Annotated in this window: 25 protein-coding genes and 4 pseudogenes; 10 read left to right on the top strand and 19 right to left on the bottom strand. The window is 63.0% G+C overall.

Going from position 1 to position 26,609, the window contains the following annotated elements; all coding sequences use genetic code 11:
* Window positions 1–33: 33 nt before the first annotated feature.
* The 7 genes and pseudogenes from tolQ to Q427_RS12140 form a co-directional block, all read right to left on the bottom strand.
* Complete coding sequence (gene tolQ, locus Q427_RS12170) at window positions 34–711, bottom strand: protein TolQ (protein WP_231613664.1); 678 nt, start codon at window positions 709–711, stop codon at window positions 34–36.
* A gap of 35 nt (window positions 712–746) precedes the next feature.
* Entirely contained in the window at window positions 747–1,142 is a 396-nt protein-coding gene (gene ybgC, locus Q427_RS12165) for a tol-pal system-associated acyl-CoA thioesterase (RefSeq protein WP_043514179.1), read from the bottom strand.
* The gene (ruvB, locus tag Q427_RS12160; RefSeq protein WP_043514177.1) at window positions 1,139–2,176 is read right to left on the bottom strand and encodes a Holliday junction branch migration DNA helicase RuvB; all 1,038 of its coding nucleotides are present in this window, start codon (window positions 2,174–2,176) and stop codon (window positions 1,139–1,141) included. Before ruvB ends, ybgC begins: the two co-directional genes overlap by 4 nt.
* A 24-nt stretch (window positions 2,177–2,200) precedes the next feature.
* Window positions 2,201–2,808 (bottom strand): annotated as a pseudogene (gene ruvA / locus Q427_RS12155) (Holliday junction branch migration protein RuvA).
* Window positions 2,809–3,089: 281 nt separating this feature from the next.
* A complete protein-coding gene (gene ruvC / locus Q427_RS12150) occupies window positions 3,090–3,629 on the bottom strand; it encodes a crossover junction endodeoxyribonuclease RuvC (RefSeq protein ID WP_043514175.1) in 540 nt (179 codons plus the stop codon).
* 217 nt (window positions 3,630–3,846) lie between these two features.
* Window positions 3,847–5,628: an aspartate--tRNA ligase gene (gene aspS / locus Q427_RS12145; RefSeq protein WP_043514173.1), complete on the bottom strand. Its 1,782-nt coding sequence runs from the start codon at window positions 5,626–5,628 to the stop codon at window positions 3,847–3,849.
* 54 nt (window positions 5,629–5,682) lie between these two features.
* Complete coding sequence (locus Q427_RS12140) at window positions 5,683–5,973, bottom strand: FmdB family zinc ribbon protein (RefSeq protein WP_043514171.1); 291 nt, start codon at window positions 5,971–5,973, stop codon at window positions 5,683–5,685.
* Between the two features lie 171 nt (window positions 5,974–6,144).
* Here Q427_RS12140 and Q427_RS12135 point away from each other — a divergent pair, with 171 nt between their 5' ends.
* The 3 genes and pseudogenes from Q427_RS12135 to Q427_RS12125 all read left to right on the top strand — a co-directional run bounded on the left by Q427_RS12135 (window position 6,145) and on the right by Q427_RS12125 (window position 8,993).
* Entirely contained in the window at window positions 6,145–7,080 is a 936-nt protein-coding gene (locus tag Q427_RS12135) for a D-2-hydroxyacid dehydrogenase (RefSeq protein WP_043514169.1), read from the top strand.
* Window positions 7,081–7,093: 13 nt separating this feature from the next.
* Window positions 7,094–8,008: a ribokinase gene (locus Q427_RS12130; protein WP_043514167.1), complete on the top strand. Its 915-nt coding sequence runs from the start codon at window positions 7,094–7,096 to the stop codon at window positions 8,006–8,008.
* Between the two features lie 41 nt (window positions 8,009–8,049).
* Window positions 8,050–8,993 (top strand): annotated as a pseudogene (locus Q427_RS12125) (nucleoside hydrolase).
* Between the two features lie 7 nt (window positions 8,994–9,000).
* Here the strand turns inward: Q427_RS12125 and yccX are convergent.
* Window positions 9,001–9,273 (bottom strand): acylphosphatase, encoded by a 273-nt coding sequence (yccX, locus tag Q427_RS12120; RefSeq protein ID WP_043514165.1) that lies wholly within the window; start codon window positions 9,271–9,273, stop codon window positions 9,001–9,003.
* A 251-nt stretch (window positions 9,274–9,524) separates the two neighbouring features.
* Between yccX and Q427_RS12115 the strand changes: the two genes are divergently transcribed.
* Window positions 9,525–10,565, top strand: coding sequence for a Glu/Leu/Phe/Val family dehydrogenase (locus tag Q427_RS12115; protein WP_043514163.1), 1,041 nt, complete (start codon window positions 9,525–9,527; stop codon window positions 10,563–10,565).
* Window positions 10,566–10,633: 68 nt separating this feature from the next.
* Here Q427_RS12115 and Q427_RS12110 read toward each other — a convergent pair whose 3' ends face one another.
* Window positions 10,634–11,539: a YihY/virulence factor BrkB family protein gene (locus Q427_RS12110; RefSeq protein ID WP_043514161.1), complete on the bottom strand. Its 906-nt coding sequence runs from the start codon at window positions 11,537–11,539 to the stop codon at window positions 10,634–10,636.
* Between the two features lie 114 nt (window positions 11,540–11,653).
* Between Q427_RS12110 and Q427_RS12105 the strand changes: the two genes are divergently transcribed.
* Window positions 11,654–12,847 (top strand): bifunctional nicotinamide-nucleotide adenylyltransferase/Nudix hydroxylase, encoded by a 1,194-nt coding sequence (locus tag Q427_RS12105; RefSeq protein ID WP_231613663.1) that lies wholly within the window; start codon window positions 11,654–11,656, stop codon window positions 12,845–12,847.
* On the opposite strand, the gene Q427_RS12100 is transcribed toward Q427_RS12105, so the two are convergent.
* Complete coding sequence (locus Q427_RS12100) at window positions 12,768–13,946, bottom strand: RNA-guided endonuclease TnpB family protein (protein WP_043514159.1); 1,179 nt, start codon at window positions 13,944–13,946, stop codon at window positions 12,768–12,770. The genes Q427_RS12105 and Q427_RS12100 overlap by 80 nt on opposite strands.
* Before the next feature lie 56 nt (window positions 13,947–14,002).
* Here Q427_RS12100 and tnpA point away from each other — a divergent pair, with 56 nt between their 5' ends.
* The 3 genes from tnpA to Q427_RS35305 all read left to right on the top strand — a co-directional run bounded on the left by tnpA (window position 14,003) and on the right by Q427_RS35305 (window position 16,734).
* The gene (tnpA, locus tag Q427_RS12095) at window positions 14,003–14,416 is read left to right on the top strand and encodes an IS200/IS605 family transposase (protein ID WP_081785965.1); all 414 of its coding nucleotides are present in this window, start codon (window positions 14,003–14,005) and stop codon (window positions 14,414–14,416) included.
* A gap of 313 nt (window positions 14,417–14,729) precedes the next feature.
* Window positions 14,730–16,415: a methyl-accepting chemotaxis protein gene (locus Q427_RS12090; RefSeq protein WP_051496318.1), complete on the top strand. Its 1,686-nt coding sequence runs from the start codon at window positions 14,730–14,732 to the stop codon at window positions 16,413–16,415.
* On the top strand, window positions 16,321–16,734 hold the full coding sequence (locus tag Q427_RS35305) for a hypothetical protein (protein ID WP_269321233.1): 414 nt from the start codon (window positions 16,321–16,323) through the stop codon (window positions 16,732–16,734). Before Q427_RS12090 ends, Q427_RS35305 begins: the two co-directional genes overlap by 95 nt.
* A gap of 117 nt (window positions 16,735–16,851) precedes the next feature.
* Here the strand turns inward: Q427_RS35305 and Q427_RS36270 are convergent, their stop codons facing one another.
* The 4 genes and pseudogenes from Q427_RS36270 to Q427_RS12075 form a co-directional block, all read right to left on the bottom strand.
* Entirely contained in the window at window positions 16,852–17,154 is a 303-nt protein-coding gene (locus tag Q427_RS36270; protein WP_331280623.1) for a putative nucleotidyltransferase substrate binding domain-containing protein, read from the bottom strand.
* Entirely contained in the window at window positions 17,052–17,975 is a 924-nt protein-coding gene (locus Q427_RS12085) for a DUF294 nucleotidyltransferase-like domain-containing protein (RefSeq protein ID WP_331280622.1), read from the bottom strand. Before Q427_RS12085 ends, Q427_RS36270 begins: the two co-directional genes overlap by 103 nt.
* Before the next feature lie 79 nt (window positions 17,976–18,054).
* A complete protein-coding gene (locus Q427_RS12080; RefSeq protein WP_043514156.1) occupies window positions 18,055–18,354 on the bottom strand; it encodes an HlyU family transcriptional regulator in 300 nt (99 codons plus the stop codon).
* A gap of 281 nt (window positions 18,355–18,635) precedes the next feature.
* Window positions 18,636–19,855: pseudogene (locus tag Q427_RS12075) on the bottom strand (argininosuccinate synthase).
* 184 nt (window positions 19,856–20,039) lie between these two features.
* Here Q427_RS12075 and rnt point away from each other — a divergent pair.
* Entirely contained in the window at window positions 20,040–20,705 is a 666-nt protein-coding gene (gene rnt, locus Q427_RS12070; protein WP_043514154.1) for a ribonuclease T, read from the top strand.
* Window positions 20,706–20,860: 155 nt separating this feature from the next.
* On the opposite strand, the gene grxD is transcribed toward rnt, so the two are convergent.
* On the bottom strand, window positions 20,861–21,214 hold the full coding sequence (gene grxD / locus Q427_RS12065) for a Grx4 family monothiol glutaredoxin (RefSeq protein WP_043514152.1): 354 nt from the start codon (window positions 21,212–21,214) through the stop codon (window positions 20,861–20,863).
* A gap of 158 nt (window positions 21,215–21,372) precedes the next feature.
* Here grxD and argF point away from each other — a divergent pair, with 158 nt between their 5' ends.
* Window positions 21,373–22,293 (top strand): ornithine carbamoyltransferase, encoded by a 921-nt coding sequence (gene argF, locus Q427_RS12060; RefSeq protein WP_043514187.1) that lies wholly within the window; start codon window positions 21,373–21,375, stop codon window positions 22,291–22,293.
* A gap of 22 nt (window positions 22,294–22,315) precedes the next feature.
* On the opposite strand, the pseudogene Q427_RS36265 reads toward argF, so the two are convergent.
* The 4 genes and pseudogenes from Q427_RS36265 to Q427_RS12045 form a co-directional block, all read right to left on the bottom strand.
* Window positions 22,316–23,988 (bottom strand): annotated as a pseudogene (locus Q427_RS36265) (putative bifunctional diguanylate cyclase/phosphodiesterase).
* Between the two features lie 1,084 nt (window positions 23,989–25,072).
* On the bottom strand, window positions 25,073–25,501 hold the full coding sequence (locus Q427_RS36260; RefSeq protein ID WP_331280621.1) for an OmpA/MotB family protein: 429 nt from the start codon (window positions 25,499–25,501) through the stop codon (window positions 25,073–25,075).
* On the bottom strand, window positions 25,384–25,755 hold the full coding sequence (locus tag Q427_RS36255) for a flagellar motor protein MotB (protein ID WP_331280620.1): 372 nt from the start codon (window positions 25,753–25,755) through the stop codon (window positions 25,384–25,386). The genes Q427_RS36260 and Q427_RS36255 overlap by 118 nt, the downstream gene beginning before the upstream one ends.
* The gene (locus Q427_RS12045; protein ID WP_043514151.1) at window positions 25,748–26,584 is read right to left on the bottom strand and encodes a motility protein A; all 837 of its coding nucleotides are present in this window, start codon (window positions 26,582–26,584) and stop codon (window positions 25,748–25,750) included. Before Q427_RS12045 ends, Q427_RS36255 begins: the two co-directional genes overlap by 8 nt.
* Window positions 26,585–26,609 lie beyond the last annotated feature (25 nt).

Raw genomic sequence — 26,609 nt, 5'->3', positions numbered from 1 at the left:
CGATTGAAAGGTCCTTGCATGGGTGCGGCTCCTTCAGGCAGCGCCGGCTTCGCTGCGTCCCTGCAGATTACGGTGCAGGATGGAGTGGAACTCCTCGGCGAAGTCTTCGTACTTGCCCAACAACCGGCTCGACTCGGAGGAGAGGCGATTGTAGAAGATGACGGCGGGGATAGCCGCGAACAGGCCCATGGCCGTCGCGATCAGGGCCTCGGCAATCCAGGGGGCAACCGTGGTGAGCGTAGCCTGCTGAGTCAGCGAGAGCGCCTGGAAAGATCCCATGATGCCCCATACGGTGCCGAACAGGCCTATATAGGGGCTGGCCGAGGCGACAGTGGCCAGGAACACCAGGTGCAGGGAAAGTCGTTCCTCTTCCCGGGACCAGGCGACCCGCATGCTGCGCTGAACGCCATCGAGGATAGCGTCGGGGCTCTTGGTCTTCGCCATCAGGCGGTTGAACTCGCGGAATCCCGCGCGAAAGACCTGTTCGGCGCCCTGGGTCTCCTGCTCGGAGGGCGTTTCGCGATACAGCTCGTTGAGGTCGACACCGGACCAGAAGCGTTCCTCGAACAACTGATGGGCGTGGCGAGCGCGGCGCATGACGAAAGTGCGCTGGAAAATCACGACCCAGGAGAGGATCGAGCCGATCACCAGGATCAGCATGACCAACTGCACCACGGTGCTGGCGCTCATGATCAGGTGTGGAATTGACATCGAGTCGTTCACAGGCATCCTCGTCGAACTTTCAGTTAACCGTTGAGAGCCGCGGCAATTGCCGACGGCCATGGCGTGGGCTTGAGTCGGGCAGCGTCCAGGCAAGCGATGTCGACCCTGGCTTCACACAAGGGTTCCCCGTTACGGGTTACCGTTTGCAGAAAGCTTGCACGACAGTGGCCTGCCGAATGAATGGCGGCTGTGGCTTCCAGGGCGTCGTCCATGAGTGCGGGCTTGGCATAGCGACACTCGAGACGATGCACCACCAGTTGAATACCGGTTTCCAGCAGCTCGCTCTGGGTGAAGCCGTGATGGCGTAGCCACTCACTGCGAGCCCGCTCCATATACTTGAGATAATTGACGTAATAGACGATACCGCCGGTATCGGTATCCTCCATGTAGACCCGTACCGGGAGACGAAACTCGGTCACGGCCGTACCTCTCCAGCGGCATCCAGGGCCTGCTCATGGGGCGACAGCCCGAAGTGCTGCCATGCCTGACGGGTGACCACCCTGCCCCTGGCGGTGCGCATCATCAGACCCTGCTGGATCAGATAGGGTTCGATGACGTCCTCGATGGTGTCGCGCTCCTCACCGATGGCGGCCGCCAGGGAGTCGACCCCTACCGGGCCGCCGTCGAACTTCTCTATCATCGCCAGCAGCAGTCGGCGATCCATGTGGTCGAGGCCATGATGGTCCACATGCAGCATGTTCAGCGCCTGGTCGGCGATGTCAGCATTCACCCGGCCGCTGGCTCGAACCTGGGCAAAGTCGCGAACGCGACGCAGCAGGCGATTGGCGATACGCGGCGTGCCCCGGGAGCGGCGCGCTACCTCGGTGGCCCCCTCGCGGTCGGTCTCCACCCCCAGCAGTCGCGCCGAGCGGGTGACGATCTCTGTGAGCTCCTGGATATCGTAGAACTCAAGGCGCTGGACGATGCCGAAACGGTCCCGCAGCGGAGAGGTCAGCAGGCCAGCGCGAGTGGTCGCGCCCACCAGGGTGAAGCGAGGCAGGTCCAGCTTGATGGAGCGTGCCGCCGGCCCCTCACCGATGACGATATCCAACTGGAAATCCTCCATGGCGGGATAGAGAATCTCTTCCACCACGGGTGACAGGCGGTGGATTTCGTCGATGAAGAGCACGTCACCCGGCTGCAGGTTGGTGAGCATCGCTGCAAGATCGCCGGCACGCTCCAGCACCGGGCCGGAAGTGGACTTCATGCCCACTCCCATTTCGGCCGCAATGATATTGGCCAGCGTCGTCTTGCCCAGTCCCGGCGGGCCGAACACCAGGGTGTGGTCCAGGCTTTCGTCACGCCCACGGGCAGCGGTAATGAAGATCTCCAGTTGCTCGCGGACCCTGGGCTGGCCGATGTACTCGGCCAGGCGCTTGGGGCGGATCGCATAGTCGACGCGAGCCTCACCGTCGTGCTCGCCGGCGGCGATCAGTCGATCATTGTCAATCATGCCAGCCCCTCGCGCTCATGGGATTCATCCTGCCAGGCGACGGGTCAGGGCCGCCTTGATCATGGCCTCGGTAGAGAGGCCCTCGTCCAGGCCCGACAACATCTTTGCCGCTTCCGCGGGCTTGTAGCCCAGGCTCACCAGAGCCGCTTCGGCATCGACCAGGGGATCCTGTCGGCGTGAGGCTTCGGCGCCACCCAATCCGGCCTCCACCATGTCGGCGGGCTGCTCCCAGTGGGGGAAACGGTCACGCATCTCGATGATCAGGCGTTCGGCGGTCTTCTTGCCCACGCCCGGCAGTCGCGTCAGGGACTTGACGTCGTCATCCATGACACAGCGGATGAAGCCGTCTCATCCATGCCGGAGAGGATCGCCAGGGCCAGCTTGGGACCGATGCCGTTGACCTTGATCAGGGCGCGAAACAGTGACCGCTCCTGCTCGCGGGCAAAGCCGAAGAGCAGGTGCGCGTCCTCACGCACGGTAAGGTGAGTGAACAGGGAAACCGCCTCCCCGATGCCTGGTAGCGCCACCAGCGTGGTCATGGAGGCTTCCAGTTCATAGCCGATACCGGCCACGTCCACTACCAGCCAGGGCGGCTGCTTATCGAGCAGGGTTCCACGCAGGCGTCCGATCATGGGCTTCGCTATACCGATCCTGAATGTAACAAGGCACTTAGGCTCTGTCCGAAAACTGGCTGCACTCGACCATACGGCGTTAAAACTCGGCTCAAAGTACTCATTTACACCGCGTAAACTCCGTCTTTTCGCCGACTTTTGCCTTGTCTGGCCTTCGCTCGCCGACTTTTCAGACAAAGCCTATGGCCACCATGGCGCCACTATACTGGTCGCTCAAGCGGCTGACTAGCCCAGCTTCAAACAGCGTTCGAAAATTGTTTCAAGCCGCAACAACGCGTGAATCAAGGTTGGTAATCTCGCCAGGAGCTTCCCCGGCGATGGGTGCGATGTCCGCCAAAGCTGCCGGTCGTCATCAGCCCGGAACGCGCGTGGGCGTGGGTCAGCGCAATGGCCAGCGCATCGGCGGCGTCGGCCTGCGGCGCCCCATCCAGCCCGAGGATGGCAACCACCATATGCTGGACCTGGGCCTTGCTGGCACTACCCGTGCCGGTGACCGCCTGCTTGATCTGGCGCGGGCCATATTCGCTGACGGGCAAGCCATGGTTGGCGGCGCAGACGATGGCGGTGCCCCGGGCCTGCCCGAGCTTGAGTGCCGAGTCGGCGTTCTTCGACATGAATACCTGCTCGATGGCGAACTCGCCGGGCTTATGCATTGCAATCAGTTCGCTGATGCCGGCATAGGCCTGTGCGAGCCGCTGGGCCAGATCGTCGCCCTGCAGGCGGATACAACCGCTGGCCACATAGCGGGGCGTCGGCCCACTAAGGTCGAGCACGCCGTAGCCGGTAATTCGCGACCCGGGATCGATGCCCAGGATCATCATGTACAACGCCCCGGAGCCGTCTGTTGGCGGCTGATGTCGGCCCATTCGTTGTGCCCGGCCATGCCGTGTCTCCTCACATGCTCTCGCTGTCGAGATGCCTAGGAGCCTGTCGGATTTGACCGATCGTCGCAGTAGATCAGCGTTAAGTCCGACAGGCTCCTAATATGACACCGGCGCCATAGGGCGCCGGTGAACAGGGTGGCTACTCTGTCGCCGCTTACTCGTTGCCGGTCTCGGCCCTGGCCTTCTGGCGCAGGCGAATGTTGAGATCCTTGAGCTGGTCGGCGGAAACCTCCCCCGGGGCGTCGGTCAACAGACAGCCGGCGCTCTGGGTCTTGGGGAAGGCGATCACTTCGCGAATGGTACGCGCGCCGGCCATCAGCATCACCAGGCGGTCGAGGCCAAAGGCGAGGCCGCCATGGGGTGGCGCGCCATAGTGCAGGGCATCGAGCAGGAAGCCGAACTTCTCACGGGCCTCCTCTGCGCCGATGCCGAGAATCTCGAACACGGTGCTCTGCATGGCCTGGTCGTGAATACGGATGGAGCCGCCGCCCAGCTCTGTGCCGTTGAGCACCATGTCGTAGGCTCGCGACAAGGCTCCAGCGGGGTTGGCCTTGAGCTCCTCGGGGCTACACGAGGGCGAGGTGAACGGGTGGTGCAGCGGGCTTAGGCGACCGTTGTCGTCGGACTCGAACATGGGGAAATCGACCACCCACAGCGGTGCCCAGGCCTGGGTATAGAGGTTGAGGTCCTCTCCCAGCTTCACGCGCAGCGCACCCAGCGCCTCGTTGACGACGCGGGCCTTGTCGGCACCGAAGAAGATGATGTCGCCATCTTCGGCGCCGACCCGGTCCAGCAGCTCCTCGATCACGTTCTCCATGAACTTGACGATGGGTGACTGCAGGCCTTCGATGCCCTTGGAGCGGTCGTTGACCTTGATCCAGGCAAGTCCCTTGGCGCCGTAGATGCCGACGAACCGGGTGTACTCGTCGATGACCTTGCGCGACATGCCACCGCCGCCAGGTACCTTGAGCGCGGCCACGCGGCCATCATCGGCGCTGGCCGGGCCGGAGAAGACCTGGAAATCCACTTGCTGCATCAGGTCATCGACGTCGACCAGCATCAGCGGGATGCGCAGGTCCGGCTTGTCGGAGCCGAAGCGGTGCATGGCGTCGGCCCACGTCATGCGGGGAAACTCGGGCAGCTCGAGGTCCAGTACTTCCTGGAAGAGCTGGCGAATCATCGCCTCGCTGATCCCCATGATGTCGTCCTCGCTGACAAAGGACGCCTCGAGGTCGATCTGGGTGAATTCCGGTTGGCGGTCGGCGCGCAGGTCCTCGTCACGGAAACACTTGGCGATCTGGTAGTAGCGGTCGAAGCCCGCCACCATCAGTAGCTGCTTGAACAACTGGGGAGACTGAGGCAATGCAAAGAAGCTGCCGGGGTGGGTGCGACTGGGCACCAGGTAGTCACGGGCACCCTCGGGTGTGGCACGGGTCAGGACCGGGGTCTCGATATCGAGGAAGCCCTGTCCTTCAAGGAAAGCACGCACGTTATGGGAAATCCGTGAGCGGAGACGCAGCTTCTCGATCATCTCGGGGCGGCGCAGGTCGATGTAGCGGTGCTTGAGACGCACCTCCTCACCCACCCGGCCATGCTCGTCGAGCTGGAACGGCGGCGTGGCAGCAGTATTGAGCACCTCGACTTCCTTGGCCAGTACCTCGATCAGCCCGGTGGGCATCTTGGGGTTCTGGGTTCCCTCAGGGCGCAGCCTGACACGGCCGGTAATTCGCAGGACGAACTCGCTCCGTGCTCGGTCGGCAGTGGCGAAGGCCTCGGCGGTATCGGGGTCGACCACTACCTGAGCAATGCCATCGCGATCGCGCAGGTCGAGGAAGATGACACCCCCGTGGTCACGGCGGCGATGTACCCAGCCGCACAGGCTGACCGTCTGGTCCACCAGGGTTTCGTTCAGCTGGCCGCAATAATGGCTGCGCATGTCGTATCCTGTTCTCTAGCGTTATCGAAAGGGTTGGTCGCAATGGGCGCGGGCTCAGGCCGCGGCACCATCCTTGGCGGGTGGTTTTGACTCACCGGCCTTGGTAGATGGTTTTGTCTCGCTGCCGGTGCTGCCGGTGTCACCGGCGATGTTCTTCTTGCTGCCGGACTTGAAGTCGGTCTCGTACCAGCCACCACCGGCCAGCCGGAAGCCCGCGGCGGAAACCAGGCGAGTGAGCTCGGGAGTCTCGCAGGCGGGGCAATCCGTCAGGGGAGCGGCACTGAGCTTCTGCAGCTTTTCCAGACGGTGGCCGCAGGCCTTGCACTGATATTCATAGATGGGCATGGTTCAATTCACTCCTGATTCAACAGCGCGCAACCTCCGGCAATATTGGGTCGTGCGAGGGACTTTCCAAGCCTGCCGTGAAAGCCGGACATTATAGCCTGCCATGCCAGGCCTGTCCCAGCCCTGGCATGGCGGACCAACATAAAGGCGGACTTACTAAAGGAATCTTCCATGAAAGCCGTGATACTGGATGCCGCGAGTCTGGGTGCCGATATCGACCTGTCGCCGATCCGCGAGCGGGTCGATCAACTCGATGTTCATGAGCATACCGCTCCCGAGCAGATTCTCGAGCGACTCGAGGGTGCAGAAATCGCCATCGTCAACAAGGTGGTGCTGGATGGGGCCACGCTCGATGCCCTGCCCTCGCTTCGGGCAATCTGCCTACTGGCTACCGGCATGAACAATATCGATATCCCGGCTGCAGGCCGGCTGGGCATCGAAGTGCGCAATGTCACCGCCTACGGCACGGCCAGCGTGGCACAGCATACGCTGATGCTGATTCTTGCGCTGGCCAATCGCCTGCCGCTCTACCAACGCGATGTGGCAGCCGGACGCTGGAACGTCAGCCCCTTCTTCTGTCTCATGGACCACGGTACGCTGCAGCTCGAGGGCAAGCATCTTGTCATCGTGGGCCAGGGTGAGTTGGGTGGCCGCGTTGCCGCTCTGGCGGAGGCCTTCGGCATGCGGGTAAGCTTTGCCGCCAGGCCTGGCAATGAAGCCAATGACCCACGCCCCGCCCTTGCCAGGCTGGCCACCGAGGCGGACGTGATCTCACTGCACTGCCCCCTGAACGATGCCACCCGCCACCTGTTCGATGCCTCCCTGCTGGCCACGCTCAAGCCGAGTGCACTGCTGGTAAACTGTGCAAGGGGCGGGATCATCGACGAGCTGGCGGCGCTTGAGGCGTTGCGCGAAGGAAAGCTCGGTGGTCTTGGCGTTGACGTGCTTCCGGTGGAGCCGCCCCGGGACGGACATCTGCTGCTCGATGCCCTGGAGGAGTCGCTGAACCTGATCGTCACGCCGCACAATGCCTGGATCACGCCGGAGGCACGTCAGCGTATCGTGTCGCTGACGGCGGAGAACCTGCGGGATATTACAGCGAGCTGAAATCGAGGGTGCCATGCTGCACAACTTTGGATCGATCAATCTTGATCACGTCTACCGCGTTCCGCATCTGGTTCACCCTGGCGAGACCCTTGCCAGCCGCGCCTACCAGGTAGGGCTCGGTGGCAAGGGAGCCAATCAGTCCCTGGCCATGGCCCTTGCCGGCGGCCGGGTCAGCCACTGGGGGCGGCTGGGGCGACAGGATGCCTGGGCGCGGGATCGCCTGGCCGATGCCGGGGTTGACGTCACCCACGTCGAGCTGGTCGACGAACCCAGTGGCCATGCCATCATCCAGGTTGACGATCACGGCGAGAACGCCATTATCCTGTTTCCCGGCGCCAATCACGGCTTTGCTCCATCGCAGCTCGTTAACCTCGTGGCCTCGGCCAAACCCGGGGAGTGGTTGCTGGCACAGAACGAGTGCAATGCACTGCCGGAGCTCTTTGCGATCGCTCGCGATCGGGGACTGAACATTGCCTTCAACCCGGCACCCATGACGGATGATGGGGCTCGACTGCCGCTGGATACCTGCCAGTTGCTGTTCGTCAACCGTGTCGAGGCCGCGGGCCTGGTTGGCTTGCCCGAGTCATCCGATGCCCAAGCCCTGCTCGAGGGCCTGCAACAGCGCCTGCCCGACACCGAGACGGTACTGACGCTCGGCGGCGCTGGCGCCTGGTATCAGTCGGGGGGCACCCAAATCTATCAGCCGGCCCTGCCGGTCAAACCAGTGGATACCACCGGTGCTGGCGATACCTTCATCGGCTATTTCATGGCCGCTCGGCAGGAAGGCACAACGGTGGCGGGCTGCCTCGAACTGGCCGCCCATGCAGCGGCGCTTTGTGTCCAGCAGTCAGGTGCGGCCGAAAGCATTCCTCGGCGGGCCGGCGTCGACCAGGCGCTGAGCCAGTTCCATGCGCCCTCCTCTTCCTGAATGACCTGATGCGTTCACTTCACCTAGAGAAAGGAGTCCACGTGCCTCATTCCATCATCTTCGATACCGACCCCGGGGTCGATGACGCCCAGGCCATCGCCATTGCCCTGCGCCACCCCGAGATTGAGCTGCTCGGCTTGACCACGACCTACGGCAACGTGGACGTGGAGACCGCCACCCACAATGCCCTGCTGCTGAGCGAACTGGCCGGCCGCGACGATGTGCCGGTTGCCCAGGGGGCCGCCGGTCCCATGGTCAAGCCGCGTCACCCGGCACCGGCTCATATCCATGGTGCCAACGGCCTGGGCAATATCGAGCTGCCCGACGTCAAGGGGAAAAAGGACCCGCGCAGCGCCGCGCAGTTCATCGTCGACACCGTCGATGCCCGCCCCGGAGAGGTGACCCTGGTAGCGGTCGGGCCGGTAGGCAATCTTGCCGCAGCGCTGCAGCTCGACCCGGCACTCACCGATAAGGTCAAGCGAGTGGTGATCATGGGCGGATCGATACGCGAGGGGGGCAATGTCACGCCGGTCGCGGAAGCCAACATGTTCAACGATCCCCATGCCGCCCAGCGCGTTCTCACCGCCGGCTGGCCATTGACCCTGGTTGGGCTCGATGTCACCCATCGCTGTGTTCTGACGCCATCGCACATGGCACGCATCAAGGCAGGCCAGGGCAAGCTGGGCGAGGTGCTTGCGGGCAGCTATGCGTTCTACCGGGACTTCTACCGGGAGTTTCTCGGCATCGATGGCTGCTGCCCCCATGACAGCTGCGCCCTCGCCTGGCTGTTACGCCCGGAGCTGTTCACCACAGCGCCGGGGCACCTGGCAGTGGTGACCGAAGGCGTGGCCGAGGGACAAACCATTTTCGCGCCGGAGGGACGCGGCTTCATCCAGGAGCGCTGGTCGCAGACACCGTTGGTCGAGGTCTGTCTCGAGACGGATGGCGATGCGTGGTGGAGTGGATTACCGCCACGCTGGCCTGACTGACTACTACAGTGTGACGAAATTGTCCGGGTCCCTGGGTTCGAGTGACTCGAGCTCCACGTGGGTGACCCGGGCATTCGGTGGGCCTTGCCAGAGCCAGGTCGCCACCTTGTTGACCGCCTCTCCCTCGCCGCACAGCATTACCTCCACCTGACCGTCAGGCAGGTTCTTGGCGTAGCCGGTCACTCCGTGCTGGAGCGCCTGATCCTGCACTGCCTTGCGGTACCACACTCCCTGAACCTTCCCTGCCACCACCGCCTTCACACAGCGCTTGTTCATGGCACCTCCTCCCTGCGAAACATCGTTCCCTCGTTCTACCATCCCCGGCACCGGACGACCAGCCGGTCGTCGAAAAGGCAAGTCGGCACAGTTCCACGACCATTGGACGGTACCGGTTCTCGGCGCCGCGGGAATGCTCTAATCTTTCAGGATAGGGAACCTGTCGTTGCCACAAGCGACGACAGCCCCTTCAACGGCCCTGATCGGGCCAGCAACATCACAACAAAGCATCCTCACAAGGGAGAAAAACCATGCAGGTCTTCGATCATCCCGAATTCGATCACCACCAGCAGATCGTCTTCGGCAGCGATGCGGCCAGCGGTCTGCGCGCCATCATCGCCATCCACGATACTCGCCGCGGCCCGGCCCTGGGCGGCCTGCGTATCTACCCCTACGCCAGTGAAGACGACGCCCTCACCGATGTATTGCGCCTCTCCCGTGGCATGAGCTACAAGTCGGCCCTCGCCGACCTGCCGCTGGGCGGCGGCAAGGCCGTGATCATAGCCGACCCGCGCCGGGACAAGACCCCGGCACTGCTGCGTGCCATGGGGCGGCTGGTCGACTCCCTGGGGGGGCGCTACATCACGGCGGAAGATTCCGGTACCAGCGAAGCCGACATGCGCCATATCCATGAAACCACGGCTCATGTCAGCGGTCTGGCCCGTCGCCCCGGTGAATCCGGCGACCCCTCTCCCTTTACCGCCCATGGCGTTTTCTGCGCACTGCAGAGTGCCATTTGTCATGGCCTGGGACGGGGCGATATGGATGGCCTTCGTGTCGCCATTCAGGGCGTCGGCCATGTCGGGGCGCACCTGGCGCGTCAGCTACACGCCGCAGGAGCCCGCCTGGTGCTGACCGATATCGACCAGGAGGCCCTGGAGCGGCTGGCCGAGGAGGTCGACGCGGCCATCACCACTCCGGCTGCGATATTCGATGCAGAGGTGGATGTCTTCGCACCCTGTGCCATGGGAGCGGTCCTGACCGCGGATGTGGCAAAGCGCCTGCGGGCAGGTGTGGTATGCGGTGCGGCCAACAATCAGCTGGCGACGCCGGACGTGGCCGATCTGCTGCATGGCCGGGGGATTCTCTATGCACCGGATTACGTCGCCAATGCCGGCGGCGTCATCGAGGTCGAGTACCAGCGTCACGAGAAGTATTCACGCAACGCCGTGATGGCCCATGTGGAGCGCATCACGGCGACCCTTGACGAGATATTCGAACGCGCCCGGCGTAGCGGCACCAGTCCGGCGACTATCGCCGACGAATTAGCCCGTGAACGGCTCCTGGCATAGCTGTTGAAATCGCTTTCGGCCTCGTTTCTGGCATAGTCTTCGGAGCCGGGCGGCCCAGACCGCCCGGCTCAGGTTTCCAGCAGCTCCCGCCTCACCAGTACGGCCCTGTTTCGTGGGATGATCTTCCGTCCCTGGGCCAGCAAGTGGCTGCGGACGAAGGCGGCGCCGAACAGCAGGATCAGCGAGCTATAATAGACCCACAGCAGGATCATGACCACCGAACCGGCGGCACCATAGGTGGAAGCCGTTGCCGTGTAGGCAAGGTAGGCGGCGATGCCGCTGCGCCCGATGGCAAACAGCAGCGCGGTGATCAAAGCCCCCAGCAGGACATCCTTCCAGCCCAGCACGACATCAGGCAACACCTTGAAGATCGTCGCAAAGAGCGCGGTAATGACCGCTAGCGTGATCAAGAATTCAACCGCCGTGGTCAAGGGCCCGACGAAGGGCACCAGGTCGTCGCCGGCCACCATCAGCGCACGAAGCATGACGCCGAATACCAGCGAGACCAGCAGGATGAAGCCAATAGCCAGCACCACGGCCAGCGACATCAGGCGTTTCTGCAGAAACAGCAACAATCCGTTGCGCCCGGGCTTGGCGGTCACCCCCCACATGGTATTGAGGGAGAACTGCATCTGGGCGAAAACGGTGGTGGCGCCAATCAGCAGTGCACCGACCCCGAGCAGTGTCGGCAACAGGCCGCTCTCCTCGATTCGCGATGCCGCCACGGCCTGTTCGACGGCGTTGGCCGCCTCTGCCCCAAGGACCCCTTCCAGCTGTGCCACGATCTGCCCCTGGGCCGCTTCTTCGCCAAACACCACGCCAATGACCGTGACCGCGATGATGATCGTCGGTGCCAATGAAAATAGGGTGTAGAAGGCCAGTGACCCGGCATAGCTGAAGGCATTGCGCTGCAGCCAGAGCTGGACGGAATCCTGAATCACTCCCCACCAGAACGTCACGATATGGGTCTGCACCTCGCCTCCTTGTGATCTGGGTACATCTCGAATGGCCCTGTCGGTCGTCCATTGCAGCGCTGCCTGACGCCCTCCATAATAGGCGGCCCCGAGCCGCCAGCGAAGGATTCGCCGATGTCCGCTTCCGACCATGATTTTGACTGTCTCGTATTCATCGGCCGCTTCCAACCCCCTCACCTTGGCCATCTGGCAGTCATCAACGAAGCACTGCGCCATGCCCGGCAGGTCATCGTGCTTGTTGGTTCCGCCTGGCAGGCCCGCTCACTGCGCAATCCCTGGCGATTCGAAGAGCGCCAGGCCCTGCTGCGCGGCTGTTTCGATGAGGAGGAAAATGCACGGCTCGAGATAGTGCCGTTGCTGGATGCGCTCTACAACAATGACGTCTGGGTGCGCGATGTCCAGCGCAAGGTACGTGACATTGCCGGGCACCACCATGCCCGGCTGCCACGTATCGGCCTGATTGGCGCAAGCCGCGGCCAGTCAAGCTACTATCTCTCCCTGTTTCCGCAATGGGAGTCGCTCAGTGTGCCCCTGGTCGAAGGGATATCCGCCAGCCAGATACGCGAACGCCTGTTCCGTTCCCGCTCCTCTACTGACGATTACCTGAGTACCGGCGCCACCCATGACCTGCCACCCCCTGTCTGTGCGGAACTTCGCCGCTTTGCCGGCAGTGACGCCCACCAGCAGTTGATGGAAGAGCAGCAACTGCTGGAGCAGTATCGCCAGGCCTGGGCTCAGGCGCCCTACCCGCCGGTCTTCGTCACCGTCAATGCCGTCGTGGTGCAGTCGGGCCATGTGCTGCTGGTGCGCCGCACTGCAGCACCCGGGAAGGGACTGCTGGCCCTGCCAGGGGGATTCATCAACCCCCATGAGCGCCTGCTCGACGCCTGCCTGAGAGAGCTGCGCGAAAGGGTCAGGCTGAAGGTGCCGGAACCGGTATTGAAGGGCTCCCTGCGGGGGCAGCGCCTGTTCGACGAGCCGCATCGCAGTTGGCGGGGGCGTACCCTGGCGGAAGCCTTCTACTTTGCCCTCAGGCCCGATCAGCAGTTGCCTCAGCTCAAGCCGGTCAAGGGCGGTGATCATGCCCGCTGGGTCCCCCTTGCCGAGCTGGAGCCCGACGGCCTCTTCGAAGACCACTTCTTCATCATCCAGAATTTTCTCGGGCTTCCAGCCGATTTCGGCGGGATGGTGACTGCTCCCCGCCCTAGCGGGCGAGGCTTCCCACTTCTCAGGCAGCTGCCGACGATGTGTCGGACTTACGCAAGCCTCGATGGGCAGAGACGGACAGCCCTTCCGCCTTCAAATTGATAATGCCTTGGTGCTTGATGTTCAGCGCCGCGTTGATGTCCCGGTCGTGGATCGCATGGCAGGCTGGGCACTCCCACGACCGGATGCTCAACGTCATGGCGTCCATCATCTTGTGCTGGCACACATGGCAGGTCTTGGAGCTGGCAAACCACGGGTCGATCTTGACCAGGTGTTTGCCCTGCTCCCTGGCCTTGTAATCCAGCTTGGTGATCAAGGCGTGCCAGGACGCATCGCCAATGTGCTTGGCGAGGCGGGCGTTTTTCATCATGTTGCGGACTTTCAGCGTCTCGACGATCACCGCTTGGTTGTCGTCAACGATCTGTCGAGAGAGTTTGTGCTGGAAGTCGTTGCGAGCATTTGCCAGCCGTTCGTGCGCCCTGGCCACCAGCAGCCGCGCCTTGGCGCGGCGCCGGCTGCCCTTCTGGCAGCGGGAGAGCGCCTTCTGCTTGCGCCGCAGGTTGGCGGCGGCCTGGCGAAGAAAGCGCGGGTTAGCGGTCTTGCGGCCGCGAGAGTCAATCAGCAGGTGCGTGAGGCCGGCGTCCAGCCCGACCACCGCCTCACCATCCAGCGACGACAGCGGGGCTGGCAATGCCTCCTCGGTTTCCACCAACAGGGATGCGTAATACTTGCCGGTAGTGGTGCGAGTGAGAGTGATGCTTTTCAGCTTGCCGGCCACCTGCCGGTGGACACGCGCCTTGATCGGCCCGAGCTTGGGAATCTTGATCCAGTCCTCACCGGCCTTGACGCCGACGCAGTGGTAGCTGGATTGCTTGCCTCGCTTGCTCTTGAAGCGTGGGTAGCCGGCTTTCTGCTTGGGGTCGAAGAAGCGCTGGAAGGCGTGATCGAGGTTGAGGCACGCCTGTTGGAGGGCGATTGAATCCGCTTCTTTCAGCCATCCATACTTTCGGGACTTCTTGGCCACCGGCAGCAGTTTCTTGATGTCGTGTTTCGCGCTCAGCGACTGGCCGTGGCATTTGTAGCGATGCGACATGATGCGAAGGCCCATGTTGTAGACGAACCGCACCGAGCCGAACTGGCGGTTCAAACATTCCGCCTGCTCGGCTGTGGGATAAAGGCGGATCTTGGTGGCTTTCAGCATGTCAGCGCTCACTGCTACAATGCCCATAGAATATGAGCTCAAGGGGCGTCGGTCAAATGAGTGTACAGCAAGGCTACCGTACAGGGCGTCACAGCATCACCCGCTTGGTCGTTCATCTCGTTTTCACGACGAAGTACCGTCGCAAGGTGTTCGACAGCCACATGATAGGGCAACTTCGTGAGGCGTTTGAATCGGCTTGCGAGAAGCTCGACTGCCGCATTCTTGAGTTCGACGGGGAAGAAGACCACGTTCACCTGCTCGTGGAATACCCACCCAAGCTTTCGATTAGCGTGCTGGTGAACAACTTGAAGTCCACGTCCTCCCGGCGGGTGCGCTACTTGAACACGCATATTCCGAGGCTGAGCAGAAGCACGGCGCTGTGGTCGCGTTCGTATTTCGCCTGCAGTGCTGGTGGGGCAACTATCGAGACACTCAAGGCTTATGTGCAAGGGCAGAGGACCCCCGAATAGAGCCGCTGCGCGCCTCCCGCTTGTATCCCCGCCCGAGTGGGCGGGGGTTTACGCGGATTTTGGCTAAAGAAAACCTCTCTCCCGCCGATACCCCTAGGTACCAACAGTAGTACCCAGGGCATGACGAAACAGCCTGCCCAGGCGCTCGATAAGCCCGCCATACATCCAAGAACAACAAGCATCCGGAAAGCCGGGCCATCACGCGCCGCTGGGCCATGTCGCGCTTCTGCAGACGGTCCGATTCGCTGTGCTGCTTCGTCGATAACACCTGGACCTGCATTAACTGCCACGTCCCAAGAGAGCCCCCTACACAATGAAGCGATTCACACGTCTATCACTCACGCAGAAGCTGCTGGGCGCGATCGGCCTGCCGTTACTGCTGGCATTCATCGCGCTGGGCCTGATCGTCAATACCCAGTTGAACAATGCCATCCCGCCAATGCTGGAAGACACCAGTGCCCGTCAGGTCGAAGCCCGGGCCAATGAAGTCGGCCGCTGGATCGAGGGTTACCGGACCCTGCTGTCCGGGCTTGCCAAGGACGAACGGCTCGCCGAATCGGTGCCCGTGGAAGCGCATCTCGACTGGCTGACCAGCCGTCATCCGGGCGATGCCACCATCGAATCGTTCTACTTCGCCGACGCCAGCGGCGATACCGTGACCCATACCGGCGCCAGGGCGGACATCTCCGGTCGCGGCTACTTCCAGGAGCTGGTCACCGATGGCACCACGGACCGGCTGCTGGCCGACCCGGTGCTCTCCCTGGTGAGCGGCCTGCCCACCGCGATAATTGCCGAGACGATCTTCGACGAGGCGGGAAACCGCGTCGGGCTGCTGGGCATCACCCTGTCGATGGAAGCCGTCTCTGAGATCACCTCCGCCATCGACGTGGGCGAAGGCAGCTACGGCTACATGGTCGACAGCAGCGGCATGGTCGTGGCCCATCCCGACCCCGACCTGCGCATGAACCTCAACGTCACCGAAGCCGACCAGGCCGGCTTCCAGGGTGCCAATGCACTGGGCCAGCGCATACTCTCCGGTGAAGCCGGCATCGGGCAGGTGGTGTCACCCTTCGGCGGCAACGTGACCATGGTCTGGAGCCCGATTCGGGGAACCGGGGGATGGGCGCTGGCGGCGGCCATTCCCAGCAATGTCTTTACCGCTGTCTCGACGAACCTGCTGTTCTCCCTGCTGATCGTGGGTGCGGTGATACTGCTGGTGCTGCTGGTCATCGTCGGTTTCTCGGCGCGCAAGGCACTGGCGCCGATCAAGCAGACCGCCCAGGCCATGGCCGATATCGCCCAGGGCAAGGGTGACCTGACCCGCCGGCTGACGACCCATAGCCAGGATGAGGTGGGGGAGCTCGCCGTACAGTTCAACGGCTTCGTCGAGCGCATGCAGCGAACCCTGCAGGAAGTACGCGGGAACGCCCGTACCGTCCTCGCCGGCGCCAGCGACATGGCCGACGGCACTCAGGAACTCTCCTCGCGCACCGAGCAGGCCGCCGCCAACCTGCAGGAAACCTCGGCATCCATGGAGGAGATTCACTCCACCGTCTCGCACACCGCCCAGGCATCCGAGCAGGCCAACGGGTTGGCCACCAATGCCGCCGGGGTTGCCGAGCGCGGCAATGAGGCCATGACCGAGATGCAGGCCAAGATGGCATCCATCGACGCGTCGGCCAACAAGATCAGCGATATCATCGGCTTGATCGACTCGATCGCCTTCCAGACCAACATCCTGGCGTTGAATGCTCGGTGGAAGCCGCCAGGGCCGGAGAACATGGCCGGGGCTTTGCCGTGGTCGCCCAGGAAGTCCGCAACCTCGCCAGCCGTTCAGCCGACGCGGCCAAGGATATTCGCGGCTGATCGATACCTCGGTGAAACACACCCAGGAGGGCAGCCAGATCGTCAAGGGCGCGGCGGAGCGCATGCAGGAGCTACGCCAGAGCGTGATCCAGGTCTCGGACGTGATCAGCGAGATCACCGCCGGTGCCCGTGAGCAGACGTCGGGGATCGAGCAGGTCAACACTGCCGTGGCGGAGATGGATACCATGACGCAGCAGAATGCCTCCATGGTTCACCAGAATGCCGGCCTCGCCGCCACCATGCGCGACAATGCCCGTCGCCTGGATGAGCTCATGTCGGAGTTCATCCTCGGAGAGGCGCGGCATACAGAGACCCGGCCCAGCCCGTCGATGAACCGCACGAGCCCCGCCCTGCCCTCGGCGGTAACCACCCCCTCGCAGCAGGCTGTGAAGCGAGCGCCCAAGCGCCAGCAGCCCGTGCGAGAGCTGGAAGAGGATTGGGAGACCTTTTAAGACCACCTCAGGCAAGAACAACTGAGCCAATCCGCTTCCAGGGAGGGAAGCGGAATACCAACAATGTCCTGTGCTGTTTCCTGTTTTCTCTTCTCCCCCCATCTCTCCCTGCTGCCCCTAGCTCTGCGCCAGCCTGACCAGGCTGCGGATCGCCTGCAAATCGTGTCGTAGCAGCAGCCGCTGGTCATCTTCCAGGCGCGCCAGATCGATCCATCCATCGGGAGTGGCATCCGCCTTGACGCTGGCCTGCTGCGCCGTCAACAGGATGGCCTGAAGTCGATCCAGGGCGGCGATAAGGCCACGGGCCTGAGTGGCTGTCAGCGCCTCCTCGAGCACCAGTGCGGGCAGGCGCAGCCGCGTATCGACGACACGCACGCCATGGCGGAGCGCAAGTAGCCGAACGGCGTTGACCAGCGGCAATACGCCCTGGAGCTTGAGATTGATGGCATTGTCGTGGGGGCTCCTTCACCATCCCCGGCAAGCCGCCCGAAACGGTCCAGCGCCACCGGTAGTTCCTTCAACAGCGACGCCATCTCATCGAGGAACAGACTCGAGCCTGGCATCAGGTGCTGTACGTGATCGCTCAAGGATTCGGCGAGGCCCACATCGCCATACACCGGATAGAAATCGAGCAGGATATTGCTCTGCTGGACTCGCTTGATGCGCCGGTCGCTGCTCCACAGCGTCAGCTGCTCACGCCATTCGGAAAGCCGCTTGCGCCACATCGGCCAGCGCGCCATGACGTGACCGCTACATAGCGGGATCCCGGCCTCATCCAGCCGTGCCGTGAAACGCTCGCCCAGTGACTGGAAGTACCCATCGATCTCGGTATGCCGTGCATCGGGGTAGTCGGCAATGATCATGGCGTTGTCCTGGTCAGGCCCCAGCAGACTCTCGTGGCGGGCACCGGAGCCCAGGATCAACACACAGAAGGCGACCGGGGGCGCTCCCCACCCCAGCCCCTGCATCTCGTTGAGCGAGAGCTGGATGGCCCGGCGGTAGAGCAGTTCGTTATGATCGCTGATCAGCTGGCTGATGCGCCAGGCGGGTATGTCGAGGCGCTGCAGCGCTTCGACCAGGCGCGCCTGCCAGGCGTAGGCGACCGCCAGGTCCGGGGCGGAGCCCAGTTCGACCAACGCATCACGCAGGGGGGCTAGCAGAGGGGGAAGCGTCTCGGGGTCAGGCAGAGTGTCGGCGGCAAAGAGTTCACGCCAGGGCGAGGCACGGTGCAGTAGGCGCATGGAGGCTCCCGGAATAGGCTACCCCCAGTCTACGACTGCACCGTGCTGTTTGCCCTTGTTCTAATGGATAAGAGCACTATCAGCGTGACTTGAACATCTCGTCGCCGACCTGATCGATATAGCGCTGAGCCTTGCTGACCATCAGCTGGTCACAGGCCTCCCGCCCGGGCACCATGTCGGAGCGCTCGAAGCGATGCTCGAGCATTTCGCCGTCAGCGCCCGGCTTGCGAATCCAGCCGCTCACGCGGCACTGGCCGCCCTGGTCGGCCGGCTCGGAAATGATCTGGTAGCCCTTGTATTCGACGGCCTCGGCGGCCGGCGCGTTTTTCGGGGTGTCGTCACCCGAGCCGAACAGGCCGGAGAACAGTTTCTTTAACATACAACCTCCCAAGACAGGAGCACCGGCCAAACCGGTGCCACCACAGGCATCCTTCCAGGGAACGCCTGATTTATGTTGCGAGCGAAGAGAGGTTGGCCGCCACCGGAGCACAGAACCGAGCGAAGCGACAAACATCCTCAGGATGGCTCCGGAGGAGCGAGAAACCGTAGGTTTCGAGTCAACCGGAGCCTATGCGGTACTAGGTGAGGATTTCGACCGGGCTCGCGCACGAGCACCGCTGGCGGCCAAGATATCGAGCGCAGCAATAAATCAGCGTTTCCTTAGTCCTGCTGGCGGCCCTTGCCAGCGGCTATGCGCAGCCGCAGGGCGTTGAGCTTGATGAAGCCCTCGGCATCCTTCTGGTCGTAGGCGCCGGCATCGTCCTCGAAGGTGGCGATGGATTCGTCGAACAGCGACTGCTCCGACTTGCGCCCCACTACGGTGGCACTCCCCTTGTAGAGCTTGATCCGCACGACACCGGAGACGTTCTTCTGGGTCTCGTCGATGGCGGCCTGGAGCATGCGACGCTCGGGGCTCCACCAGTAGCCGTTGTAGATCACCTTGGCATACTTGGGCATCAGCTCATCCTTGAGGTGAGCCTCTTCGCGATCCAGGGTGATCGACTCGATGGCGCGATGGGCCTTGAGCATGATGGTGCCGCCCGGCGTCTCGTAACAGCCGCGGGACTTCATGCCCACATAGCGGTTCTCGACGATATCGAGACGACCGATGCCGTTGTCGCCACCCAGCTTGTTGAGGGTCTCGAGCACCTCGTGGGGCTTCATGGCCTTGCCGTCGAGGGCGACGATGTCGCCGCGCTCATAGGTGAGCTCGACGTAGGTGGCTGGTCGGGCGCTGCCTCGGGGGAAACGCTCCACCGCCACATGTCCTCTTCCGCCTCGGCCCAGGGATCCTCGAGGATGCCGCCCTCGTAGGAGATGTGCAGCAGGTTGGCATCCATGGAGTAGGGCGACTTCTTCTTGCTCTTGGAGAAATCGACCGGGATGTCGTGCTGCTCGCAGTAGGCCATCAGCTTCTCGCGGGACGTGAGATCCCACTCGCGCCAAGGTGCGATCACCTTGACGCCGGGCTTGAGGGCGTAGGCACCCAGCTCGAAACGCACCTGGTCGTTGCCCTTGCCGGTGGCCCCATGGGAGATGGCGTCGGCGCCGGTCGCGTTGGCGATCTCGATCAGGCGCCGGGCGATCAACGGCCGCGCGATAGAAGTACCCAGCAGGTACTCGCCCTCGTAGATGGTATTGGCGCGGAACATCGGGTAGACATAGTCGCGAACGAACTCCTCGCGCAGGTCCTCGATGTAGATCTCCTTCACACCCAGGGCCTCAGCCTTGGTGCGTGCCGGCTCGACTTCCTCGCCTTGACCGATGTCGGCGGTAAAGGTCACGACCTCGCAGCTGTAGGTTTCCTGCAACCACTTGACGATGACGGATGTGTCCAGCCCGCCGGAATAGGCAAGCACGACCTTCTTGACATCGGACATTCGGGGCTCCTTTCTGGTAAGCGTCATAAGCCACCAAGTATAGCGTGGCTGTTGCCCGGCGAATACCGGCGGCGGGACGTGGGAGCGGCAAACTGCTAGACTTTCGCGGATTCGGCGGGGCCTGACCCCGACTTCTCTCGAGCCGACCAATAAGGAACACGATGCTCACGATAAGGAGAGGCGCATGAGTGAAGCGATCGCCCGCGAGCTGATGGCCCAGCGCTTCCGGAGCTTCCTGCCCGTAGTGGTAGACCTGGAAACCGGTGGCTTCAATGCCGAACGCGACGCCATACTCGAGATCGCCGCGGTGACGCTGACCATGGATCCGGAAGGCAACCTGATCCCGGACGCCACCTATGCGTTTCATGTGCAGCCCTTCACTGGCGCCAACGTGGAGCAGTCGGCGCTCGACTTTACCGGCATCAAGCTGGACGACCCGCTACGCCAGCGTGTCGCCCTCAGCGAATCCGAGGCCCTGGGTGAGATATTCAGGCCGGTGCGCAAGTCGATCAAGTCCCATGGCTGCACCCGGGCTGTGCTGGTGGGCCACAATGCCGCCTTCGACCACGGCTTCCTCAATGCCGCCGTCGCTCGCTGCGGGGTCAAGCGCAACCCCTTCCACCCCTTCTCCAGCTTCGATACCGCGACCCTGTCCGGCCTCATCTACGGCCAAACGGTACTGGCCCGGGCGTGTCGCGCCGCCGGCATCGCCTTCGACAATCAGGAGGCCCACTCGGCGCGCTACGACACCGAGCGTACCGCCGAGCTGTTCTGCGCCATCGTCAATCGCTACAAGGATCTCGGCGGCTGGGCCCTGGCTCAGCGGGAGCAGGGGCTGGAGGAGTTCTAGCAGGCTGCCGGAACGAGACGGGCCCGCGAGTTCATCTCGCGGGCCCGTCTCGACGATCTCGTCAGACCATACCAGCCAAGCTTCAGACCAAAGCTGCCAACCAGCGCGGGGATAGCCCGTGAAGCCGTGTTGCAAGTGATCAGGTTGCTCAGCGATCAGGCGTTGCCGCCCTGCTCCTCCTGCGCCTGGGCACGCGCCGCCGCTGCCTTGATCAGGGTCTCCAGCTCACCGTTCTGGTGCATCTCACCGACGATATCGCAACCGCCCACCAGTTCGCCTTCGACCCACAGCTGCGGGAAAGTCGGCCAGCTGGCATACTTCGGCAGTTCGGTACGGATATCCGGGTTGTCCAGGATATTGACGAAGGCGAAACGCTCGCCGCAGGCCATCAGGGCCTGGACGGTCTGGGCGGAGAAACCGCACTGGGGCAGCTGAGGGGTGCCCTTCATGTAGATCAGGATGGGGTTTTCACTGATCTGGCGCTGAATGGTCTCGAGGGTGGTGCTCATGTTCACTCCTGTTGGGTCAATGGTACTGACGGCGCCGCCAAATACCCGAGTACGACGCTCAGCCTTTGCTCATGGCCCTCATTCTACTGATGACGAGCGCATTGCGCATCCCCTGTGGGCTGGATAGGATGGGGGTTTTTTCGCGCGGAGAGATCGCCATGGCGACACGCCATTTCCTGACCCTGCTGGACCTGAGCCCGGAAGAGCTCCACTACCTGATCCAACGCGCCATCACGATCAAGAACCGCCTGCGCGCCCAGGGGCCGACCTATTCGCCCTTCACCAACCGTACCCTGGCGATGATTTTCGAGAAGTCCTCGACACGCACCCGGGTCTCCTTCGAGACCGCCATGGCGCAGTTCGGCGGCCATGCCCTCTTTCTTTCCCCGCGGGACACCCAGCTTGGCCGAGGCGAACCCATCGGCGATACCGCCCGGGTACTCGCCGAAATGGTCGATGCAGTCATGATCCGCACCTTTTCCCATGAAGGGTTGGAATCCTTCGCCGACGCCAGTTCGGTACCGGTGATCAATGCGCTGAGCGACGACTACCATCCGTGCCAGCTGCTGGCCGACGTGATGACCTGGACCGAGCTGCGCGGCAGCGTCAAGGGGCACACCGCCGTGTGGATCGGCGACGGCAACAACATGTGCCACTCCTGGATCAACGCCGCACGGCAGTTCGATTTCCAGCTCCGCATCTGCTGCCCCGAGGGCTACGAGCCGCGCCAGGACATTGTCGATGCCGCAGGCGATCGCGTCAGCATCCTCCACGATCCGCAGCAGGCTGTGGCCGATGCCCATCTGGTCACAACCGATGTCTGGGCCTCCATGGGCCAGGAGGAGGAGCAGGCCAAGCGTGAAGCGGACTTCGCCGGCTTTCAGGTCAGCGAGGCGCTCCTCGACCGCGCCCGCCAAGACGTGCTTTTCCTGCACTGCCTGCCGGCCCATCGTGGTGAAGAAATCAGCGAGACGCTGCTCGATGACCCCCGCAGCGTGGTATGGCAGGAGGCCGGCAATCGCCTGCATGCCCAGAAGGCCTTGATCGAGTTCCTGCTGCTGGGTCGGGTGGAAGGCTGACCGGTCCTGCCTGTGCCACCGGCTAGGAGCGGGTGGCACAGGCAGAGGATTCCAGCAACCTCGTCAGCTCATGGATGGGTAGCGGTCGGGAGTAGAGATAGCCCTGGTAGGCATGGCAGCCGTGGGCCTCTAGCCAGTCGCGATGCGCTTGGGTTTCCACACCCTCGGCAATGACCTCGAGCCCCAGGTTGCGCCCCAGGCTGATGATAGAGGCGGAAATTACCGCATTCGACGTATCCTCGAACAGGGTACGAACGAATGACTGGTCGATCTTCAGCTGGTGGAGCGGCAGGCGGTTGAGGTAGGAGAGGGAGGAGTAGCCGGTGCCGAAGTCATCCAGCGAAAAGCGCACTCCCATGGCCTGGACGCCGAGCATCGTCTCGCGGACCGCATCGGGCTCCTCCATGAAGAGCGTCTCGGTCAACTCCAGTTTCAACCGCTCCGGTCGTGCCCCGGTCATCTCGAGTATCGCTTCAAGGTTGGCCATGAAGTCCGGCTGCTGGAACTGCAGCGGGCTGATGTTGACCGCCATGGTCAGGCCCGCGGTTTCCGGCGCGCCGGCCCACCTTGCCAATTGTCGCACGCTGTCTCCAGCACCCAGCCGCCAATGGAAACGATCAGATAGCTCTCCTCGGCCACCGGGATGAAATCGCCCGGCGGAATCATGCCGTGCACCGGATGTTCCCAGCGCAGCAGCGCCTCGACCCCGGTCACCTGCGAATGGCCGTTTACCTGTAACTGGTAGAAAAGCCGCAGTTCTCCACGGCGAATGGCCTGGCGCAGGTCCGACTCGATCATGGCGCGCCGCACCGCCACCGCCTGCATCACGGGGTCGAAGAAGCGCAGCGTGTTGCGTCCCGCCTGCTTCGCCTGGTACATGGCCATCTCGGCCTGTTGCAGACACTCGTCCACTCGGCAGGTGCCATCGCCGAGCAGGGTGATGCCGATGCTGCCGGAGAGCAGGTGCCGATGGTCGCCCAACCAGCAGGGCTGTGTGAGCTTGCCCAACAGCCTGGTCGCCAGGCGTTCCGCCGTCTGGGACGCGCCGTCGATGGTCTCGCCCAGGCCTTCCGCCAGGATCACGAACTCGTCGCCCCCCAAGCGCGCCACCAGATCGGCATCACGGCTGACGGCCTGAATGCGTCTGGCCATGAGCTGCAGGAGCTCGTCACCCAGCTGATGGCCCAGGCTGTCATTGATATGCTTGAAGCCATCCAGGTCGATGAACAGCAGAGCGCCCTGCTGTTCGCTATGATGGGACGCCCCGAGTGCCTGCTCCAGCCTGTCGAGCATCATGCGCCGGTTTGGCAACCCGGTAAGCGGGTCGAAGAAGGCCAGCCGATGCGCCTCCTGCTCAGCCGCCTTACGGTGCGTCAGGTCGCTGATCGTCGCCACGTAGTGGGTGACTTCTCCCTGCGCATCTTTTACCGCACTGATGGTGACCCACTGGGGATAGGTATCGCCGTTCTTGCGCCGGTTCCAGACCTCACCCTGCCAGCTGCCCTCCGCATGGATGCTGCTCCACATCTCACGATAGAAATCGGCATTGTGGCGGCCAGAATTGAGCAGACGGGGATTCTCGCCCAGCACCTCCTCGGCACTGTAGCCGGTGATGTGCTCGAAGGTGGCATTGACCTTGCGAATGATCCCCTTGGCATCGGTGATGAACATGCCAAGGTGCGTCTCGAATGCCATGGCGGCGATGCGCAGTTCCGCCTGCAGGGAGTGGTTGATCTCCCGCAGCGCCTGTTCGCTGCACTGAAGCTCTGCTTCCGTGCGTGAAAGGCGCAGATAGTGGAGCAGGATCAGCAGGCCGAGTGCCGCCGTCAGCAGCCAGCCCAGGGTCAGTATCACCACCTGCTGATGCCAGGAGGCGAGCACGCTGCGTACGCTGTAGCCCACGACGACCACGATCGGCATGCCCTCGACTCGCCCGATACCGAAGATCCGGCTGTCCCCGGCCAGTGGCGAGCGAAGGGTAATGGCCCCACTTCGCTCACCGGCAATGAGCTCGGCTACCGCCGGGGCATCGATCTGCATGCCCAGCGCCTGTGTCATGGGCAGGTTCTCCAGATCCGGCCGCCGAGCGATCAGACGAAGATTGCCGTCGATAACGGCGATACTCTCGCCAGGATCGAGCGTCAGCCGCTGAAGGGCGTGGGTGATGAAATAGAGGTCCAGTCGTGCCGCCGCGACACCGAGGAAAAACCCGTCCGCATCGAACATGCGCCTCAGGTAGAGCATGCGATGATCGCCCGACTCCGGATTCCAGTAGCTATCGGAATGGCTTTGTTCATGGTCCTGAAGAAACCTGCGGATGAAGGCACGCTCCTCCAGGTCATGTCCGGGAAACCCGGGGTTCCCCATCGTATAGAGTGTCTCGCCGGTATGACTGATGATGCCGAGGGCATCCAGGAAAGGCAGGCTCTGCTGGCGCTGGGAGACCAGGGATTCAAAGGCCCTGGCGAAACGTTGATCGATACCGCCATCGATGGACAGGGCAAAGAGGTTGGCCAGGCCGCTCAGCGTGTTGTCGGTGCTGTTGAAGGTACCGGAAGCCCACTCGGCCATCAGTTCAGCCTGTGCCAGCACACGGCCCTGGGCAGCGTCCAGCTCGCGATCGTGGCGCTCCTTCAATGCCCAGACGATGGCAAGCAGCACAAGCACGACCGCCACGGTATAGATCATGGCGGCCTGAAGTGCCGACCAGCGCCCCTGCGGGCGCTTTTCCCGGGCAGGTATCATCGCTGGATAATCTGACTGAGCGTTTTTTCCAGCGTCATCTCGCACTCAACTCCTGCTTGAGCAGGAGTTCCACGCGACGGTTCATGGCCCGGCCCTCAGCGGTATCGTTGCTCTCCAGCGGGCGCGTCTCCGCATAACCCACCGCACGTAGCCGCTCGATACCGACGCCCAGTTCGGCGAGGTAGCGCAGGACCGCGATGGCCCGCGCCGACGAGAGCTCCCAGTTGGAGGGGAAGCGTGCCGTCGCGATGGGAATGCTGTCGGTATGCCCCTCCACCGACACGTCGCCTTCGAAGGCTCCCAGCACCTCACGCAGGCTGCCCAGCACTTCACGCCCCTGTGCGGTCAGGTCGGCCTGACCGCTGGAGAACAGCAAATTGTCGTCGATACGCAGCGTGATGCCCTGCTGCCCCTCGGCAACGCTGACGCCCTCGATATCGAGCCCCGGGAAGCGCGGCTGCAAGCCTCATGGCGCGGCTTGAGCCCGGAGCCCGCCACCATGCGCGCCGCCGCCTCGGCCTGCGGCGTGATGAATGCAGCGCTTTCGCCGCCGTGCCGGCTGCCCTGAATGGCAATGCCGTTGCCGGCCAGCGAGAGCAGTAATACGAAGAGCGTGATGAGCAGCGTGAGGACATCCAGATAGCTCATCAGCCAGCCATCACTGTCGCCCTCCAGCGCGGGAGGGTCGAGCATGTCGCGCATGCCACGATCAAGCATTCTGCCCCTTCCCTGCCGCCGGCCCATTGTCCGCCCCACGCGAACGATCGGACACGACGGGATCGCGGATCTCGTCGTGATAATTGGCCACGAAGGAGTTGAGGGTCTCCTCGATAAAGGAGGGCAGGCGCCGCTTGGTGATCAACGAAATCCCCTCGAAGACCATGTTCATGGCGATCAGGCGCTCCTCGGTGCGTCGCTCGAGCTTCACCGCAATGGGCTTGAACACAAGGTTGGCCAGCAGGATGCCGTAGAATGTCGTAAGCAGGGCGATGGCCATCCGCGGGCCGATGACGTGAAGGTCGCCGGCCTCCATGACTTCCAGCATGTTGACCAGCCCTACCAGGGTCCCGATCATGCCGAAGGCCGGTGCATAAGTGGCCATGGTACGAAATATCTGCGCCTCGGCATGTTCACGGGCCTTAAGGCGAGCGATACGCCAGCGCAGCAGATCGAAGATCTCGTCTTCCTTGGTATTGGCAATCACCAGTTGGATGCCGGTACGCAGGAAGGGGTTGCGCGCCTTCTCCAGAGCCTCCTCGACAGCACGGACATCGCCCTTGAACCACAGCCGCGAGATATCGACCAGCTCCTTGATATCATCCCGGGTATAGGTGTTCTCACGCCGAAACACCAGCCCCACCAGGCGCACGACCCTGAGGACTTCCTTCAGCGGATAGCTGATGAAGGTGGCCGCCATGGTGCCGGCCAGTACGATGGCAAGTCCGGGAAGGTTAAGAAAACTCTGCGGCGACTCGGCGGTGAAGAAGAGTACGCTGACCAGCAGAATGACGCTGGCGAACATACCGATGATGGTTGAAGGGTTCATGCAGGCTCCTGAAGGGGCTTCGAGT

It is taken from the genome of Halomonas sp. BC04 (genome assembly GCF_000568385.1).
Note: the sequence above shows the minus strand (reverse complement) of the source record. Positions and strands in the feature narration are given on the sequence as shown.